Origin of the sequence: Aphanizomenon sp. CS-733/32 (genome assembly GCF_028330045.1) — a bacterium.
In the GTDB taxonomy this organism is placed as follows: Bacteria; Cyanobacteriota; Cyanobacteriia; order Cyanobacteriales; family Nostocaceae; genus Dolichospermum; species Dolichospermum gracile.
In genome coordinates this window covers 1-17607 of the sequence record NZ_JAQMSE010000088.1, presented here as the reverse complement: position 1 = coordinate 17607, position 17607 = coordinate 1, and the positions used below count along the sequence as shown (strand labels likewise).

Below are 17607 nucleotides of genomic sequence, written 5' to 3'. Positions count from 1 at the left end.
GTGTAGTCCAATTAAATGCAGAAATGCAGCCTACAAAACAAAAAACAAATCTCAAAACCAAAGAACCGTGGGGCGCACGGTCTTAAAGCTCAGTTAATGTCCTCATAGAGGAGTCACTGAGAAGCCCACACTCACCTGAAGGGGAGTGTGTGGAGTACGTCACTAAAAGTTGTCAATGCGTAAGTCCTATTAACTTAGGAAACTCCAAAAAAGAGGCTATAGATAATTAAACCGTCTATAACCTCAAATTGGGTCTGGGCATTAAACTAACTGATTAAGCAAAGGCCGCTTTCTTTAAAACATCCACCTTATCAGTGTGTTCCCAAGGTAAATCCAAATCCGTTCTTCCCAAATGACCGTAAGCTGCAACGTCCTGATAAAAACGTCCGCCTCTTTCGCTTGGTAAGTTACGTAAATTGAACACATGGATAATTCCCGCTGGCCGGAGTTCAAAGTTATCCTTGACCAAGTTCAACAGAATTTCATCATCAACCTTACCTGTACCAAAAGTATCAACAAAGATACTCACAGGACGTGCTACACCAATGGCGTAACTTAGCTGCACTTCACATTTTTCTGCTAACCCAGCCGCAACAATATTTTTCGCTGCATAACGAGCCGCATAAGCCGCAGAGCGGTCTACCTTAGTGGGGTCTTTTCCAGAAAAAGCCCCGCCACCATGTCGAGAATAACCACCGTAGGTATCAACAATAATTTTCCGACCTGTTAAACCGGAATCTCCTTGTGGTCCACCAATCACAAACTTACCGGTGGGGTTGACCAGAAACTTTGTTGCCTCATTGGGTTTCACAGTAATATCGCCAAATATAGGTTCTACTACTTCTGTCCACAGGTCAGCTTTAATCTTAGCCTGTACCCCAGCATCATCGCTAATATCACCAATGGTAGCTGTATGTTGGGTGGAAATTAAGATGGTGTCAATACCCACAGGTTTGCCATCTTCATAAACCACAGTAACTTGGGTTTTACCGTCAGGACGCAAATAAGGAAGAATACCAGCCTTACGAACTCCTGCCAATCTTCGCGCAATGCGGTGCGCTAAACTGATAGGTAAAGGCATAAGTTCTGGTGTTTCGTTACAAGCGAAACCAAACATGATACCTTGATCACCGGCACCAATTTTATCGAATAGCTCTTCACTATCCTCAGTTCTGGCCTCTTTAGCAATATTCACACCTTGAGCAATATCGGCTGATTGTTCATCCAAGGCAATTAGAACACTGGCACTATCCGCAGAAAAGCCATTATCAGCGTCAGTATAGCCAATTTCCGCAATTTTTTTACGGGCAAGATTGACGTAATTAACATGAGCTTTAGTGGTAATTTCTCCAGTAATTAGCACCAAACCAGTATTAACTACAACTTCTGCTGCCACACGGCTATTAGGGTCTTCTGCTAATAGCGCGTCAATAATGGTATCCGAAATTTGATCACAAATTTTATCGGGATGACCTTCTGTAACTGACTCGGAAGTAAATAAATAGCGTCGAGACAAAGGGATTTCCTCCTGAAAGAATGTTTTCACTGATGAGATACATCAGTTACTAATTTCTGAAATCATAACAATATTTACAGTTTTTGGAATAAGTATCTTTTATCCCAGTGTTTAAAGGCTTATATGTATAACAAGAGGCACTCAGATCCCCGACTTCTCAAAGAAGTCGGGGATCTTGTTGTTGAGAGTATCTACCAGAAAAGTCCTCAGTAACCTGAGATTGGATCACCGTTACGGTTTTGGTAACTATAAAGGATACAATACTTCATATACACAGTATTCGTGATATCTTCACAAAACGACGGTGATGAAAAGAATTCTTATTTTGACCGCTAACCCCACAAACACAAAACCGTTGCGTGTAAGTGAGGAAGTGAGGGAAATTAAAAGTGCTTGCGAACGTTCCCAAAACCGTGAACAATTTGAGGTTGTTTCTGAAGAAGCTGTAGGTATTGAAGAACTACGTCGTACCCTATTAAAACATAAACCAGATATTATTCATTTTTCAGGGCATGGTGCAGGAGAACAGGGTTTAGCTTTAATGGCAGATAATGGAGAATATTCCTGAACATTTAACTCCTAGTTTAAAAATCAGGACTAGTTTAGATTTTCAGGCTGTATCTGATAGTTTAAAAGATATTAGGTTAGAAAATTTTGATGGTCAAGTTTCTTTAAATTCTTCTTTTTATATTGAACGTTCTAATATTGAATCAAATTGTTATCAGACAATTTTATAACCGGGAGCATTAATTAGAATTAAAGCCCCTAAAAAGATGGGGAAAACATCTTTGATGAGTCGAATTTTAAATCATGGTGTCAAACAAGGTTATCAAAAAGTATCTATTGATTTATGGAGTCCAGAAATATTAACTGATGTTAGCACATCTTTACAATGGTTTTGTGCTTTTGTCAGTGAAGAATTAAACTTAGAAGTCCAATTAGGGCTTGCTGAAAAAGTTGTCTGTGAGGGCTAGGAGTCAGGAGTCAGGAGTCAGGAGTCAGGAGGAAGAATTAGAAGAAGATAAGAATAGTATTAAATCCGGTAAAGTGATAGGTTTTTGCTAATTTCAACCCTTATTCCTTGCACTTCTTTCACCTTCTTTACCTTCAAACTCTTGATATATCTCAGTTCTAGGTTTATTCAGCAGCCCCCAATTAGAGAAATATTGGAAAAAGTTTTTACCCAATCAACAAAATTGTACTAAATATTTTAGTGATTATATTTTAATTCAAATTAATCAACCAATAGTATTAGGATTAGATGATATTGACGAAATATTTTCTTATCCGCAAATTGCTGGTGAATTTTTTAAGCTGTTAAGATCCTGGAATGAGAAAGGTAAAAATAGTGATATTTGGCAAAAGCTACACATTATAATTGCTCATTCTCAAGAGGTTTATGCTATTAATTTTGACATTAATTCTTCACCTTTTAATGTGGGATTTTCTGTTGAATTAGGAGAATTTAATCAATTACAAGTTAAGGAATTAATTAAAGTTTATATCAATTCGATACCTGGCACAAGTCCTAACGAATAAAATTAATTTAACAAATATTAAGAGGAACAACAGGTTCAAACTCCTTACGATCTGAAGTAACTAAAATACCACTTTCTCGATTAGCCAGAGTTAATGCAAAACAATCTGCTAGAGAAATTCTTCTGATACTTGCCTTATAACCTCCTACCTGTCGCCAAAAACTGACTGTCAAATCATCTCGAATAACCAGCCCTAAATATTGCACATCTTCAATAAGAGCATCTGCAATTGTATCTCCTCCCGTTCGCAGAAAATCATAATAAACTTCACATAAATTAATGCCATGAATCATGCAAATATATTGATTATCAGACAAGTAGTTTTCTACAATTTCTGCCCCTAACTCATTTCTGAAAAAAGCAATTAAAGCACAAGCATCTAAAATAATATTCATCTTGCTAATTTTCCAAAGCAATCTCTATCTGTTTCTTACTTGCAAAATCATCGCTACTTGTCGCCAGATTAGAATACTTCCCTCGTAATGAATGAATTATAACTTGCTTAGTTTCCTCTTCTCTTCTTTTGCGGAGTATTTCAAATAGAAAATCTTGATCTTCTTTTGATAAACTGGCCAGTGAATTAATAATTTCTTGCAACGTTATCATAAAATCTCTAACACTTTAATCACTGGCAGATTATAGCACAATCTCCCAGTTGAAAGCTTCCCGTTATTCAAAAAGCCTTCTTGCATTCCCGCCGCTTTTGGGTTAGAGCAAATATATATAAGTTTATACATTAAAAACTTTTCAAACATCCTCTTAGAGAAGTCGGGGATCTGGCTGCATCTGGCTGCATCAATAACAATACTTACCGCTATCAGGTGTAGGATTTTCCTTAGCAGTTCGCATTGCGCCTAGTATGGTGGAAATGAAAACACAACGCTTGGCTTTACCACCAGATTTACTGGATAGGGTAATTCTACCAAATGGCGGTTTCACTGTCCCAAGATGATCAAATGGGACTCTTCTTACACCATTAGATACCTGTAATGTTGATTCATCATCATCATCATCTAACTTCACACTAGCATCTAAGTCATTCCATTGAGCATTAGATGGGTCAATTGTAGCCGCATGAACTGCCCATTGGAGAATATTATTTTGTTCTCGGAAACTAGCGTGGTAGGTCAACTTTTCCTTTTTGGCTTGGCTTTGAGCTTCACGCATGGCTCGATAAACTTGATCTTGGGCAATATTTAAGTGGTGAACGTTGATAAACCCTAACCAGCTTGGTGCTGCGATCGCTGATAAAACACCAATCATCAAAAACACTACTATCATTTCTATCAAGCTAAAACCAGCGTCTAGACCAATATATCTTTGACGATGATGCTGTAATAACTTGATCTGTAAATTTGCAATTTTATAATTAGTAGCCATTATTTATTCCTAATAATTGAAACTATAGGACTCCTATTTACCTGAGTTCGATATAAGATAATTTTTGGAAAACTGCCCCAAATATGAGTCTCAAACCCTGATGATCTCGTTGAAAAAATCATAACTCTGAGATCCGAACTCCTAACACCGAACTCAGGTGTTCCCAGTTAAGAGTTCCCTGTTCCCTGACCACACAAGTAAATTCACAGAATCAAACCGGATTCCTATATTTTATTTATTGAGTGTATAAGAAACCACGAGCTTGAACAATGGCACTAACTGTAGGAAAATAAGTTTGTTGCTTTTTGTCAGTGTAATCTATGCTGTTTGATTGGATACGAGCTAAAGCATTACCCCGGATAACAATCTGTGCTGTAGAAATTACTTGCCCTTGATTAATATAATTACTAACACAGACATAAAAACTGGTCATTGTTGTACTGGATATTGGTGTTATGGTAACACCTAGTTGGTTAGCATCAGCAGGGCATGATGCTGTTGATATTGTTATACTGGGACTATTTATAGTGGGAGTTGCTGGTGGCACAGTTTGATCAATATAGTCAACTAGCACCTGGGGAGTATCCGTATAACTTGTTGTTAAGTTGGGATAATTGGTGGTATCAGGCGATCGCCATTGATTCATTTTCTGAGTTATATCACCCGTTGATCTGTCTAGGTTAAATGGCACAAAACCACCATCAGGACAATTAGCAGTATCAACAAATTTAAGACTTGTATCATAAGAACCAGTACAAGTCGTCCCCGTACTGTTACTGATACTGCGAACACCATCTTTAATTTGCCATCTAGCAATCCGAGCCGCTTTAGACCAAGTTGTACTACTATCCTTAATCAAATAGTACGCAACTAAGGAATAAACAAAAGCATCATCTTTTGTCCCTGCGTCCGTAGAAATGACATTTGAGACTAATTCTCGCTTCCAGAAAACCAGTATAGGGACTCCATTTGTTACTGTACGCAAAGAATCCTTAATCCCACTATTTGCGGCTGTGGCACTGTAATTTCTAGTAACACCATTGTAATCATAGATATAAACAGCTTGTTGTAAATCACGAGTAATGAAATCCATTGCTATTTGTAATTCTTGCTCAGAACTCGTCTTAGCTTGCTCCCTTTTGTCTGTATTCATAACGCTTACCATTAGTCCAAACAATGGTGTCAAGACTAAAAATGCCATTACCAAGCCTATTAACAGTTCCATGAGGGTAAAACCATAATCTCGGTTTGCTACCCTAGAAAATTTCATCCATCCTTTAAGCAAGAAATTAATTGGTTTAAGCATATTCCAGTTTCACCTTTGGTAAATTTGATCATCTCAATTTAATTAAAATAGTTAATGCAGGCATCTTTCCTACTCAAAGCGTAAAAATAGGACTTACCTTTGTAGGGTGCGTCAGACCCGATAATCTAACAAAAAACAGGTTTCCCCTATCTGACGCACCTACTCGTTTTTAGTTACAAGGTTTAGTATCAGAACCAGCTTTAAAACCCAAGCGGTTACATAAAGCCTTAAAACTTGTATTAGCATTAGCTACATCAGCAGCCATTTCTAGAATCGGCGCTTGTTTATTCCCTGAACCAGCGGTAACAACTCCTTGTGTATTCTTCGTAGTACCTGTATTGGCTAAAACAGGTTTCGTGAAATCAATATCTTGGCGATATACTCTCACCGCTAAACGATAGCCCTTATCATTACTAGTATCAGGAGTAGGAGTAGGATCACTAACAAGGACTCGACCCGCTTGAATGTAAAACAAATTCTTTTGATCAGAGTCACTAGAACAATCAGGTGTCAGAATAATCCCATCACTTTGAACACAATATAGAGTTGTTGCTGTTGTAGGAACGGACATATTCGTACTGCTAATCAAATAGTCATTGATTTTGGTGCTATTTGTAATGCTTCTAGATGAAGATGAAGATGCAGTGGAATCAATCTCCTTAACTGTAGTTATATATTCGGTTGTACCATCCGTTGATTGTGTGGCTATTCTTCCAGACCTGACCGCATCAATAAATGACGTTGCAGCTTTTGAACCTAATTCTACCCTGCGAGACTGAACACGAGTTGCTGTAGCTAGAATCAAAACTGGTGCGATCGCCAACATTAAGGCAGAAGCCACAATCATAGCAACTAACGACTCAATAATAGTAAAACCAGCATCTTGATTAATATTCCGTTTCCCTGTAAGTTGCACCATTGTTAATCACCAAATCCTTATTTATATACTCAAAATGGCTTAATTATTTAATCCTCTAGGTAGGAGTTTAGCAGTGCTTAATGATGTCAACCTAACGTAAAACGGGCGGTTAGAAACCGCGTCTACACAGGCAAAACCCACCTGCGTGGGTTTCAATCCTTGATTTTTCCTTAGTCCGCGCAGGCGGACTTTGTTTGTGTAGCCGTGAATTCCATTCGCCTTTGCTTTACCCCTACACCATGCAGACTAAGATTGACAGATACTCGGGCGTTGATTTTGGTCAATTACATAGGAGGTGTTAGCATCGTCCTTAGCACATAACAAATTCTGCACCCAAGGATCATCTCTACCCACTTCTCGGAAATATTCATTGGGTAAATCACCTACTGGTACAACTAATTTTTGGGAAAACCGGTCTGGTGACTGAGAAAGTATGCCGACATCATAACCCCATAATCTTATTGGCGGTTGATAGAAGGGTAATTTGTTACCTCCATTATTCGTAGCGTAGTTTAGACTGGTGTCAGCAGTTGTTAAACTTGTTGCAAATGGGGCTGTGGCATAGGAACTCTTTCTTAGTTGCATAAAACTACCACTGATCTTGGCATTAACACCTGACCATATCTCGGCAAAACGGACATAATTATGCAAACCACCATTATCTTCTGTCGTCCGGGCAGGAGTATCACCAGCGGCGATAATGATATTGTAAGTGGTGCTTGTAGCCGATTGCAACCACGGGGAAGCATTGTTTTCATTTGTGGAAACACCAAAATTCGATATAGCGTTCCATAAAACAGGTTTCCATTGACCGTTACTATCAAGTTGTAAAGCAGGAATCAACCTATCATCAGTACCACCTGCTACCGCCATACTATTCATACTACTTGTACTTGCTGGGTCAAAAAGCCCTATTTGTCCTGAACTATTTGTTCCATAAACTCTAAGAGGAGTAACTAACGCACCAGTACTAGGATTTCGTCTAAAAGCAACTCTTCTCAGAAAATTTGGATTATCCCAGCCATTAGCGGGGGGGTTGCCCATTGTACCAGTTTTAATAGAATTAACTGGTTGTCCTACAATATCTTGCCCCCCAGTTCCCCAGTTACTCTGTCCACTACCGCTACCGTTATAAGCGACGTTAGTCATTACCCAATGTTTAGGATCGCCAGTAGGACTATTACAGTCGGTATATGTGTCAGTGTCACAAACTTCATACCCATAATCTTTAGCGTCTCTTATTCGTATTTGTCTGACCACAGGGGTGACAAAATTAAACAAATAGGAACTACCCTGATTACCAGAAACACCTGAATCAAGGTCGCCAACACGCCAGCCATAATAACCACTACAATTACCGCTGACCGCACTACAATCACTGGTGGTAGAAGTGTTGAATTGACTCTCGAATCCATTAGTTGAAGTACCACTAAAACTAGGAGTCTTCGGAGCGTAAGTGTTGAATTGGAAATTAGTGTTAGTGCCATTAGTGTTAATGCCACTAGCAGGGGGAAAAGAGCGAAGTGAAGCCGGATTACTGGAGTTATTATTCCAGTCATAATCTCCTTCATTGCGGAAGCCAAACCGATAGTTATTAGATAGTAATGTCATGGCATCGGAAATCACAGCCGCAGTTCGCCATGTATCACCAGTAGGACATTGATCAACACCATTAACGCTCAATCTTAGATCTTTAGGACGACAAGCGAAGTTGGAATTAAGGGTACTCCTTGTATAAAAGTTGCTCCAGGTATCATTTAGTGCAGCGGTAAATTCTTCACCACTATGGAGATTAAAGTCACCTTTAATATATGCAGGTAAATTAGTAGCGACAATCAAACCTTTCTCAGCGTCTCGATAATCTGTTTCCCGCGAGATGTTTGACCCATTTGCGAGGATAATGGCATTAGGACGACGAGTAGGATCGAGTTTGTAGTCCACTGAACTTTCTAGCTTATTTGCTGTTTTATCGGTATTACTTGAAGTTTTATCTACTAAGGCATCGTCGCGGGTAGCGTAGATAATGCCACTATTGGGAATTAAGTATTCCTGTGAGGGTGTTGTTCCGCCAATGGTTTTTCTTAATTTACCCAAGTCTAATACAGTGGCACGAATTTCTATAGGCTGTCTATCTTGTAGTGGAAGATCATAGTTTGTACTTGGATTTGCACCACTATCAACGTTCACAAACCTTTCATCAGCCGTTGTAGTTGTATCATCTGAGTGTACGGCTTTAACTTGTCTGCCATCTAAAAACGCAGTTTCAAAAATTGCCCCATGAGGAATCACCGTATCTGAAGGTGAGATACTACCATCTAAAATTTGCAAAGCGCAAATAGCCGCATCAATAGCAGAGCGTTCTGAAAGAGTCCGGTTGGCTGCTGTTTTTGCTAAAGCCCCGGCTAAAAGTCCATCATCTATAGAGCGCCCATTCGCATATCTTAATGTGGATTGATAAGTCAAAAGGTTCTGATAATCAGTAACACTTTTCGTTGGTGGTCCATAAACTATGCCATTATTGGATAAACCACCAGTACCACCTCCACCAAAACCAGTCGGAGGAGTCCAATTAGTTGCAGCAGCCAACGAACTGGAATTCCTTGCTGTGGTACTGTTTGTAGGATCATAAAAACTACTAACACAGGCGATCGGAGTGGGGGCTGTCTGACTATAACCGGTTTGTTTGTAGTGATAAACCGCCGTTGCCCGCATTTTTAGAAAAGGAGTATCGGCACTAGGTGTAGGGATTGTAAATGCTAGACCATTATCATACATTGAATAAGGTCTCTGTGTTGTCTTGGCAGATATAACACTGTTAGGTATAGGCATCATGTCCGACCAAACTGTCGTAGATGCGCCAGTAAAACTTGTAGTTGCTGCTGTATCGCCACTACGCAAATAAATCCCCGCCCCCGTAATTACCCGTAACCCACCGACAGGATCTTGAGGATTCTCTGGTACTTTTGCCGCGTCTAGTTCCCAATCTCCATCTCTATCCGTAGAGCCGACATCAGCTAGGGTCTGAATCTGGGAAAGGCGATAGCGATTTTCAGCGGGGGAAGTAGGCTCTGTCCAATTGATACCACTAATGCTTTGAGTATCCGAGGGTTCTGGCCCAACAAACTTCGATTCAGAAGCCTTCCACCATAATTGAGGTAAATTATGACCAATCTGGATTCTATCTCCTAAGTATTTTTCTTTGGCGTTTTTCAAAAGCAGTGTTGGCTCTGTGGCACTTGGGATCAGGCCAGTACCACTAGTATTCAATGTTAGTCCTGTATAACTCGTACCAGTTTTACCATCAGTGGGGCTTGTTGGATAACTCCAGGCATCTATAGGGCGGAGTGAATCGCCACTACCTTGTAGTGGACTTGTAGAGGCATAACTACCCAAAGCATCCCCATCAAAAGCTACTTCCTTGAAAGGAACTCGGCGAGTCCGTTTTTGAAAGTAAAGCTGTAGCTGTTCTGAACGGTATTGTGCTATCTGAGCGTCTGTATAGCTAGATAAACCACTTGCATTCTTTCGTTGTTGAATACCTTGTTGAACTTCCGATGGATCACTTGTTTGAATTGCTCCAGTTCCATCAGTGTTATTAGGATAAGCTGCTATTTGGGCGGCGACTAAGCGATTTACGCGCTGTGTATAAGCTAGATTATTGTAGGCAACATCAGTTGATGAGTCTGTAACTGATTGATTACCATTAAGAGAGATGACTGTGGAAGGAGTAGAAGAAGAACTAGGAGTATTACCTTTACCTGGGAATAAATCAAAACTAGTATAACGAGTGACTCCTCCTGTAAATCCTCCATTACTTATATTTCCGCCTACGGTGATTTTGGCATTGTCAGCCTCGTAAAAACAGGAATTTGGACTACTGACTTGATATATCCTAATATTGGCTGAACCTGAACCGGTAAGGAAGTTGGCATTGGTAAAAATGCGCCCATTCAGTCGAAAATCAACGCCAGGAGTTAAGCCTAAGTCGTCTTGATAAACTACGGCATTGTTAATTAGAGATTGTTGAACTTTATCTTGTTCATACTCTAGGGCTGAGAAACTTCTATTGCCAGTTTTGACTTCATAGTTACTGCTAGTCCCGCTAGGAATGGTAGTAGTAGAGGTGATGGGAACTGTAACAGTGTAGACGAAAAATGCCTTCACCAATCTTAATGATTTATTGCCTTTAAACCAACCATTGACACCAACCAAACTAGCGCTAGTCACTTTACTCGCACCACAGTTACCACCTATACTGGTAAAAGTCATCGGTGTGGTTCTAGCTTGGATGGGATTTCTTTTGACTTTATATTGAGTGTTAGTGCTATTCAAGTCTGGATTTTCATAATAAATCCCGTACAAGGTGTAGCTATCGAACTTACCATTATTATCAGTATCAACTGGGAATTGCCATGCTGTTTTTAATTCTTTGCCGGCAGTACTAGCACAAACCCCAGCATTTAAACCATTACTAATACTAGGATCAATGCAGTTGATTGTCAGATTTTTTTCATCACCAAAGGTGTATTCATCTTTGTATGTGACTAAAACCCCATCTAATCCTGCTTCGGTGGGTGTGGCTCTTGCTAGTCGGTTATCATCAAATAGTTTCTTTAATTTTGCTCTGGCTCTGTCAATCGCCGGAGCAGCAGAATTCATGGCTACTTGATTGACGCGGACGTTACTAGCGATTTTCGCTCGATCAAAGGAACGAAACATGATAGCAGTGGTTAATAAAACTACGACTATAGATACCATTGCCACTGTTGGCAATACGAAACCTGCGTTGGCGCTTTGCTGTTGTTTTTGAGTCCCAAAAACAGTTCTTAATAACCAAATAATTTGTCTTTTTGTGGTTGCTAAAAACCGCCGGATAAATCTCGTAGAGATGCTGGTAATTTTTTTTAATGGCTGACGTTTTCGAGACATAGTTGCTTCTTTGTCAAGTAATTGGAGTGAATATTTTCTGGTTATGATTACAAATAATTCTGACTGCCAAATTTAGGGCAGAACTTTATATAGAGGTCGTTAGTAACCTGAAATATGCTGAGAGTGATTGTGTGTGAGTATTTCGGTTATGACATTGTTGACAACCAAACTCTGAAGACAGCACTTTTATACTACCCACTTTTTATAGAAAAATATCACTTGTCAAAATAAAGATATACACAGTCAAATCGGCGGTTAGAAACCGCATCTACACAAGCAAAGTCCACCTGCGTGGACTAATCAAAAATCGGCGTTGCTGAATCGAGGTATGAAATTTCCAAATTGAACCTTTAAAACTCAAACCTCAGTGCGTCTTTGCTACGGCAGTCGCTCATGGGGGAAACCCCCAAGACCGCGCTGCCTCGCCTTTGCGTGAGACTAAAATTCATACCCTTAATCAGCAAGGGTCCTATAGCAACTTATATTAATAAATTAGACTTTTTGTAATTGTGCTACTCTGGGGTCTACGATTTTTTGTCCTAAACTAGTGAATTTGATTGCTACAGAAACCTTATTTCCTTCTCCAAATACGTGAGTAATTTCACCAAGTCCAAAGGACTTATGTAATACTTTATCACCTACTTGCCAAATTCTGGAAGTGCTTTGTTTACTAGTGCTTGCAGAGGTGGTTTTAGTCGAACTACGGGTAGCTTTATTTTGGGTAGTTAATAATTCTGTGGGTATTTCATCGAGAAATTGCGATCGCATTGCCGGTTCTCTGGACCCATATAAACGTCTTTCTCTGGCATGGGATAAAAACAACCGTTCTTGAGCGCGGGTAATGCCTACATAACACAAACGCCGTTCCTCTTCTAACAATGAAGGATCTTGTAAAGAACGATAACCCGGAAAAAGTCCCTGTTCTAATCCCACCAAAAAGACAACAGGAAACTCTAACCCTTTAGAAGCGTGTAAGGTCATTAAAGAAACCGCCGTTTGTCCCTCTTTTAAATTATCTAAATCAGAACTCAAAGCCGCACTTTGCAAAAATGCCTGTAAAGAAATATCTTCTCCAGCATTTTCTTCTTGAAATTGCAGCATAGCATTGTATAATTCATTGATATTACTAATTCTATTATCAGCTTCATCTGTAGCCTGATCTTGCAATTCCTTAATATAGCCAGAATCCTCTAAAATCCCTTGTAAAATTTCCGAACCGGGAACAACTTTGATTTGTTCTTGACGATTTTGAATCATGGCGGCAAAATTATTCACAGCTTTGGCCGAACGTCCTGCTAAAGTATTTACAGATGTTTCATCACTTAATATTTCCCATAATGTTGTTCCTAACTGCTGGGAAGCATTCACCAAAGCATCAATAGTAGATTTACCAATTCCCCGCCGAGGTGTGTTGATAACTCGTAATAAACTGACAGTATCCGCTGGGTTATTAATCGCCCTTAAATATGCCACAGCATCTTTAATTTCTTTGCGATCGTAAAACTTCATACCTCCCACAACTGTATAAGGAATTTGATATTTTACTAATAATTCTTCAAAAGGTCGAGATTGAGCATTTGTTCGATATAAAATTGCAAAATTACCCCAATTTAATTCCGGGTTTTGATGCTCTAAATTTCTAATTTGGTTAATCACAAAAGCTGCTTCTGCCATTTCTTCATCAGCTTTATGACAATAAATTTCTTCCCCTGGTTCTCTTGTGGCTTTGAGGATTTTATCAATCCGTTGAGTGTTATTTTCAATTAATTCATTAGCAGCTTCGAGAATATTTTCGCATGAGCGATAATTTTCTTCTAATTTTACCATAGAACGAGTATCATCATCTGCTAAACCATCGCCAAAATTTTCCTGAAATTCTAGCAAAATGGTAAAATCCGCCATTCTAAAACTATAAATTGACTGGTCAGCATCACCAACCACAAACACAGACCGATTTTGCCATTTCCATTCACTTTTACGGGTTTCTCCATTTGTCACCAAAAGCTGAATTAGATCATATTGAGTTCGGTTGGTGTCTTGATATTCATCAACCAGAATATGACAAAATTTTTGATGCCAATAAGCTAAAACTTGCTCGTTTTGTTGAAATAATCGGGTAGGAATTAAAATTAAATCATCAAAATCTAAAGCGTTATTTTGGGCAAGTTTATCCTGGTAGCGATTATAAACATCAGTAATAACTCTACCCCGATAGTCTGGTTGTTCACTTTCAAATTGTTGGGGAGAAAGTCCTTGATTTTTGGCGTTACTAATAGCGTAGCGAATAGATTTAGGTTCAAATTTTTTACTATCTAAATTTAAATCTTTAGTAACTATTTCTTTAATCACACTTTGGACATCAGATTCATCAAAGATGGAAAAGTTTTTATTCCATTTTCTACCTTTTTCATCTTGATACTTTTCGATATCCCAGCGCAGAATCCGCGAGAATAAACTGTGAAAAGTTCCACACCACATATCTTTAATAGTAGTGCGGTAAACCTGTGTTTTTAGTAAGCTTTGTTCATATTCTGTCAGCAAATCAAACTTCTTACCATGTTGTGATATTGCTAATTGTTCAGTAAATATCCTTTGAATTCTTTCCTTCATTTCCCTAGCAGCTTTATTGGTAAATGTCACCGCGAGGATATTTTCAGGATTAACACGATGTTTAATAATTAAATTAGCAATGCGGTAAGTCAGCGCCCGGGTTTTCCCGGAACCAGCACCAGCAACGACCAACAAGGGTCCGCAGTAGTGTTCGACGGCTTGACGTTGGCTAGAATTAAGGTGAGTCAGAAAATCAATATTTGTGGTCATAAACTATAACAATGATGAAAAGGACAATTTGTTATCAGGTTATTCTGTCAACGTCAAACTCAGTACAAAGAATCAAACAAAAGCAGCATAATGGGGCAAAAATGATAAAAATTTACTTAAATTGCTAAACTTTCAGAAAATTTGATATAGTGTTGGGTTATTTAGGGCTTGCTGAAAAAACGTAAAACGTAAATAAATCAAAGGTTTGAGGTTGATAAAAAGGAAAATAGGTGCAAGGTTTTTGAGGGAGGTAGTACCAAAACGGAGGATTTTACCTCTAATAAACTTAAAAGTTTGGGGATGACAGATAGATGAAACTGTCACCTGTCCCCGTGGCGTAGCACCTGTCACCTCCCTTCACGAAAACACTTTTTCAGCAAACCCTATTTAGTTTTATCCTTGCCTGTTCTATAACTAGCAACTTCATGTTACTGGATTTTGTGTAAAGTTTTATCATACTTGTGAATAACTCTAGATGTAAGATAAACCAATAATCTCTAATCTCTCACTCTGATTAGTGAGGGAAAGTGCCGATTAACAGCCTTTTGGTTGTAAATATCTAGGTAAGAAACTCAACTTTCAAAATCATGGAAACAAAAATGCAAGAACCAGAATTTAAAGAAACCCAGTCTAAAGAAACAACCATACCCGAAATTAACACTCAAACCGGTAATTTGACCAAACTTCAACCCCCTATGCAGTCCCAAGAACAATGGCTGAAATACGGACAACAAATTTCTGGTTTTTTGGGGACATTACCAGACTATGTAGGTAAATTCTTTGGTCAATATCAGCAGCCCATCGTTAGTATTGGTTTAGTTGTGACAGCAGTAGTCACAGTTAAGGTACTATTGGCTGTATTAGACGCTCTTAATGATGTTCCTTTGGTAGCACCTACATTTGAATTAATTGGTATTGGTTATTCTGTGTGGTTTGTTTATCGCTATTTACTCAAAGCTTCTAGCAGACAGGAGTTATCTGGAGAAATTAACACCCTCAAATCCCAAGTTGTGGGTAAGCACACTTCTAAATCTTAACTAACAAATTTAGATCATTTTAGATACCCGATTTCTTTAAAGAGTCGGGTATCTTTTTTCTTTTTTACAAAGCCAAGAGTTCGTTGTTTTTTTGTGAATTTAGAGTATGTCACATATGTGAACCTAAGCATATGTCACAAAAAGATTATTTATAACTTAAAGATCACGGTTGTGTTTATAAATAACACATCTTACCATCATATACATATTTAACCTGTTTGGATAAGAATTTGTAGAGGTTTAGCACTGCTCAACAGTGTCAAGTACCTCCCAGCCAGGGAATTAATTCCCTGTCTAATAGCTCAAGTCGGTTAAAACCGACTATTTTGGCGGTATTTATTCGAGAAATAGGATAATTTTTGATTTCGATGTTATTACAGTGCGTTTCAACGCACTTTAGCTATTAGACCGGAACTGAAGTTCCGGGCGGGTATGAAAGCTTAGTTACCAAGTACAAAGAAAAAAAATATGTTCAACAACTCTTTTCTCAGTCAAACCGCGACAACTGTTGTCTTTATTGATGCCTCCGTTTCCGACTATCACACCCTCCAAGCAGGAATTATCGAGGGCGTAAAATCAGTTATTATTTCCCCAAATCAAGACGGGATTGAGCAAATTAGCCAAATTTTACAACAACATCCCCACATCACCACCATTCATATCCTTTCCCACGGTTCACCGGGATGCTTGTATTTAGGCAATAGTCAACTGAATTTAGATAATATTAGTCAATAGAATTATTGCCGCATTGGCAAAGCGAGAACATCTTACTCTATGGCTGTAACGTCGCTGCGGGGGATGCTGGGGGAGAATTTATTCACAATTTACATCAAATCACCAACGCCACCATTAGCGCCTCCACAACAAAAACTGGCAATGCAGCATTAGGGGGAAATTGGGAATTAGAGGTGAATATTCCTGAAAATAATGGGACTTCTCTTGTTTTTCATGCAGACACCCTCAACACCTATAAAGGAATATTTGCACCCACATTAGTCGGAGAGTATAATACATCTGGCAATGCTAATGGTGTACAAATAGTAGGTAACTATGCTTATGTTGCTGATGATTCAGGACTGCAAATCATAGATATTAGCAACCCTACAACTCCCATCCTCAAAGGTATTTATAATACCACTGGTAGTAATCATGGTGTACAAATAGTAGGCAATTACGCTTATGTAACACCTTATTCAAAACTGCAAATTATAGATATTACTAACTCTACAACTCCAATCCTCAAAGGCACTTATAACATCAGTGGCGATGCTTATGGTATACAAATAGTAGGCAACTACGCTTATGTTGCCAATGGATACTTAGGACTGCAAATCATAGATATTAGCAACCCCACAATCCCCATCCTCAAAGGAACTTATTATACTAGTGGACAGCCTTATGGTGTGCAAATAGTGGGTAGCTACGCTTATGTTGCTGTCTCTAGTTCAGGACTGGAAATCATAGATATTAGCGACCCCACAATTCCGATCCTTAAAGGCACTTATAACACTTCTGGCACTGCTGAAAGTGTACAAGTAGTAGGTAACTACGCTTATGTTGCTGATAATGGTTCAGGATTGCAAATCATCGACATCAATAACCCTTTAGCTCCCACTCTCAAGGGCAATTATAACACTTCTGGCACTGCTACAGGTGTGCAAGTGGTAGGCAACTACGCTTATGTGGCTGATCATGATTCAGGACTACGAATCATAGACATTAGCAACCCCACAACCCCCACACTCAAGAGCAATTATAATACTTCTGGCTATGCTTGGCGTGTGCAAGTAGTAGGCAACTACGCTTATGTTGCTGATAGTGAAGGTGGCTTAAAGATTATTGATGTGAGTGAATTTACTAACCTATACACCTCAATTGAATCAGTAGGTAATACTAAATTAGTCAAAGATTCAACAAACAAATACTTTACCCAAATCGGAACAAACACCCCAACCGCTATCAAAAATGGTGGACAACAAATCTCCCAAGATATCTACGGTTCAAGATGGCAAACTTTAGCAGCAGAAACCGTTAATGGAGATAATCAAGTTCTTTGGAAAAACGTTTCTGGAAACTATCTGCATATCTGGAATTTAGATATTAACTGGAATTGGGTTTCTTCTGAGGGAAATTGGGGATTAAATTCGGCGGAAGCTTTAACT

Annotated in this window: 15 protein-coding genes; 7 read left to right on the top strand and 8 right to left on the bottom strand. The window is 38.9% G+C overall.

The window, feature by feature from the left end:
* Positions 1 to 274: 274 nt before the first annotated feature.
* Positions 275 to 1516 (bottom strand): methionine adenosyltransferase, encoded by a 1242-nt coding sequence (metK, locus tag PN471_RS06910; RefSeq protein ID WP_193899234.1) that lies wholly within the window; start codon positions 1514 to 1516, stop codon positions 275 to 277.
* Between the two features lie 307 nt (positions 1517 to 1823).
* On the opposite strand from metK, the gene PN471_RS06905 reads away from it, so the two are divergent.
* The 4 genes from PN471_RS06905 to PN471_RS06890 all read left to right on the top strand — a co-directional run bounded on the left by PN471_RS06905 (position 1824) and on the right by PN471_RS06890 (position 3055).
* On the top strand, positions 1824 to 2084 hold the full coding sequence (locus PN471_RS06905; RefSeq protein ID WP_271776212.1) for a hypothetical protein: 261 nt from the start codon (positions 1824 to 1826) through the stop codon (positions 2082 to 2084).
* Complete coding sequence (locus PN471_RS06900) at positions 2068 to 2253, top strand: hypothetical protein (protein ID WP_271776211.1); 186 nt, start codon at positions 2068 to 2070, stop codon at positions 2251 to 2253. Before PN471_RS06905 ends, PN471_RS06900 begins: the two co-directional genes overlap by 17 nt.
* Before the next feature lie 54 nt (positions 2254 to 2307).
* On the top strand, positions 2308 to 2490 hold the full coding sequence (locus PN471_RS06895; protein ID WP_271776210.1) for an AAA-like domain-containing protein: 183 nt from the start codon (positions 2308 to 2310) through the stop codon (positions 2488 to 2490).
* A gap of 148 nt (positions 2491 to 2638) precedes the next feature.
* A complete protein-coding gene (locus tag PN471_RS06890; protein WP_271776213.1) occupies positions 2639 to 3055 on the top strand; it encodes an AAA-like domain-containing protein in 417 nt (138 codons plus the stop codon).
* A gap of 7 nt (positions 3056 to 3062) precedes the next feature.
* Here the strand turns inward: PN471_RS06890 and PN471_RS06885 are convergent, their stop codons facing one another.
* The 7 genes from PN471_RS06885 to pcrA form a co-directional block, all read right to left on the bottom strand.
* Entirely contained in the window at positions 3063 to 3449 is a 387-nt protein-coding gene (locus PN471_RS06885; protein ID WP_271776209.1) for a PIN domain-containing protein, read from the bottom strand.
* 4 nt (positions 3450 to 3453) lie between these two features.
* Entirely contained in the window at positions 3454 to 3660 is a 207-nt protein-coding gene (locus tag PN471_RS06880) for a hypothetical protein (RefSeq protein ID WP_168466200.1), read from the bottom strand.
* A gap of 189 nt (positions 3661 to 3849) precedes the next feature.
* Positions 3850 to 4434 (bottom strand): pilus assembly FimT family protein, encoded by a 585-nt coding sequence (locus tag PN471_RS06875; protein ID WP_271776208.1) that lies wholly within the window; start codon positions 4432 to 4434, stop codon positions 3850 to 3852.
* Between the two features lie 235 nt (positions 4435 to 4669).
* Positions 4670 to 5740, bottom strand: coding sequence for a hormogonium polysaccharide secretion pseudopilin HpsC (gene hpsC / locus PN471_RS06870; protein ID WP_271776207.1), 1071 nt, complete (start codon positions 5738 to 5740; stop codon positions 4670 to 4672).
* 169 nt (positions 5741 to 5909) lie between these two features.
* The gene (gene hpsB / locus PN471_RS06865; RefSeq protein ID WP_271776206.1) at positions 5910 to 6659 is read right to left on the bottom strand and encodes a hormogonium polysaccharide secretion pseudopilin HpsB; all 750 of its coding nucleotides are present in this window, start codon (positions 6657 to 6659) and stop codon (positions 5910 to 5912) included.
* Between the two features lie 246 nt (positions 6660 to 6905).
* Positions 6906 to 11588: a hormogonium polysaccharide biosynthesis protein HpsA gene (hpsA, locus tag PN471_RS06860; protein WP_271776205.1), complete on the bottom strand. Its 4683-nt coding sequence runs from the start codon at positions 11586 to 11588 to the stop codon at positions 6906 to 6908.
* A 492-nt stretch (positions 11589 to 12080) separates the two neighbouring features.
* The gene (gene pcrA / locus PN471_RS06855; protein ID WP_271776204.1) at positions 12081 to 14408 is read right to left on the bottom strand and encodes a DNA helicase PcrA; all 2328 of its coding nucleotides are present in this window, start codon (positions 14406 to 14408) and stop codon (positions 12081 to 12083) included.
* A 587-nt stretch (positions 14409 to 14995) separates the two neighbouring features.
* On the opposite strand from pcrA, the gene PN471_RS06850 reads away from it, so the two are divergent.
* The 3 genes from PN471_RS06850 to PN471_RS06840 all read left to right on the top strand — a co-directional run.
* The gene (locus tag PN471_RS06850) at positions 14996 to 15445 is read left to right on the top strand and encodes a CAAD domain-containing protein (protein ID WP_271776203.1); all 450 of its coding nucleotides are present in this window, start codon (positions 14996 to 14998) and stop codon (positions 15443 to 15445) included.
* A gap of 468 nt (positions 15446 to 15913) precedes the next feature.
* Positions 15914 to 16180: a DUF4347 domain-containing protein gene (locus PN471_RS06845; protein ID WP_271776202.1), complete on the top strand. Its 267-nt coding sequence runs from the start codon at positions 15914 to 15916 to the stop codon at positions 16178 to 16180.
* Between the two features lie 5 nt (positions 16181 to 16185).
* The coding region (locus PN471_RS06840) for a DUF4347 domain-containing protein (protein ID WP_271776201.1) at positions 16186 to 17607 on the top strand (1422 nt) is incomplete at its 3' end.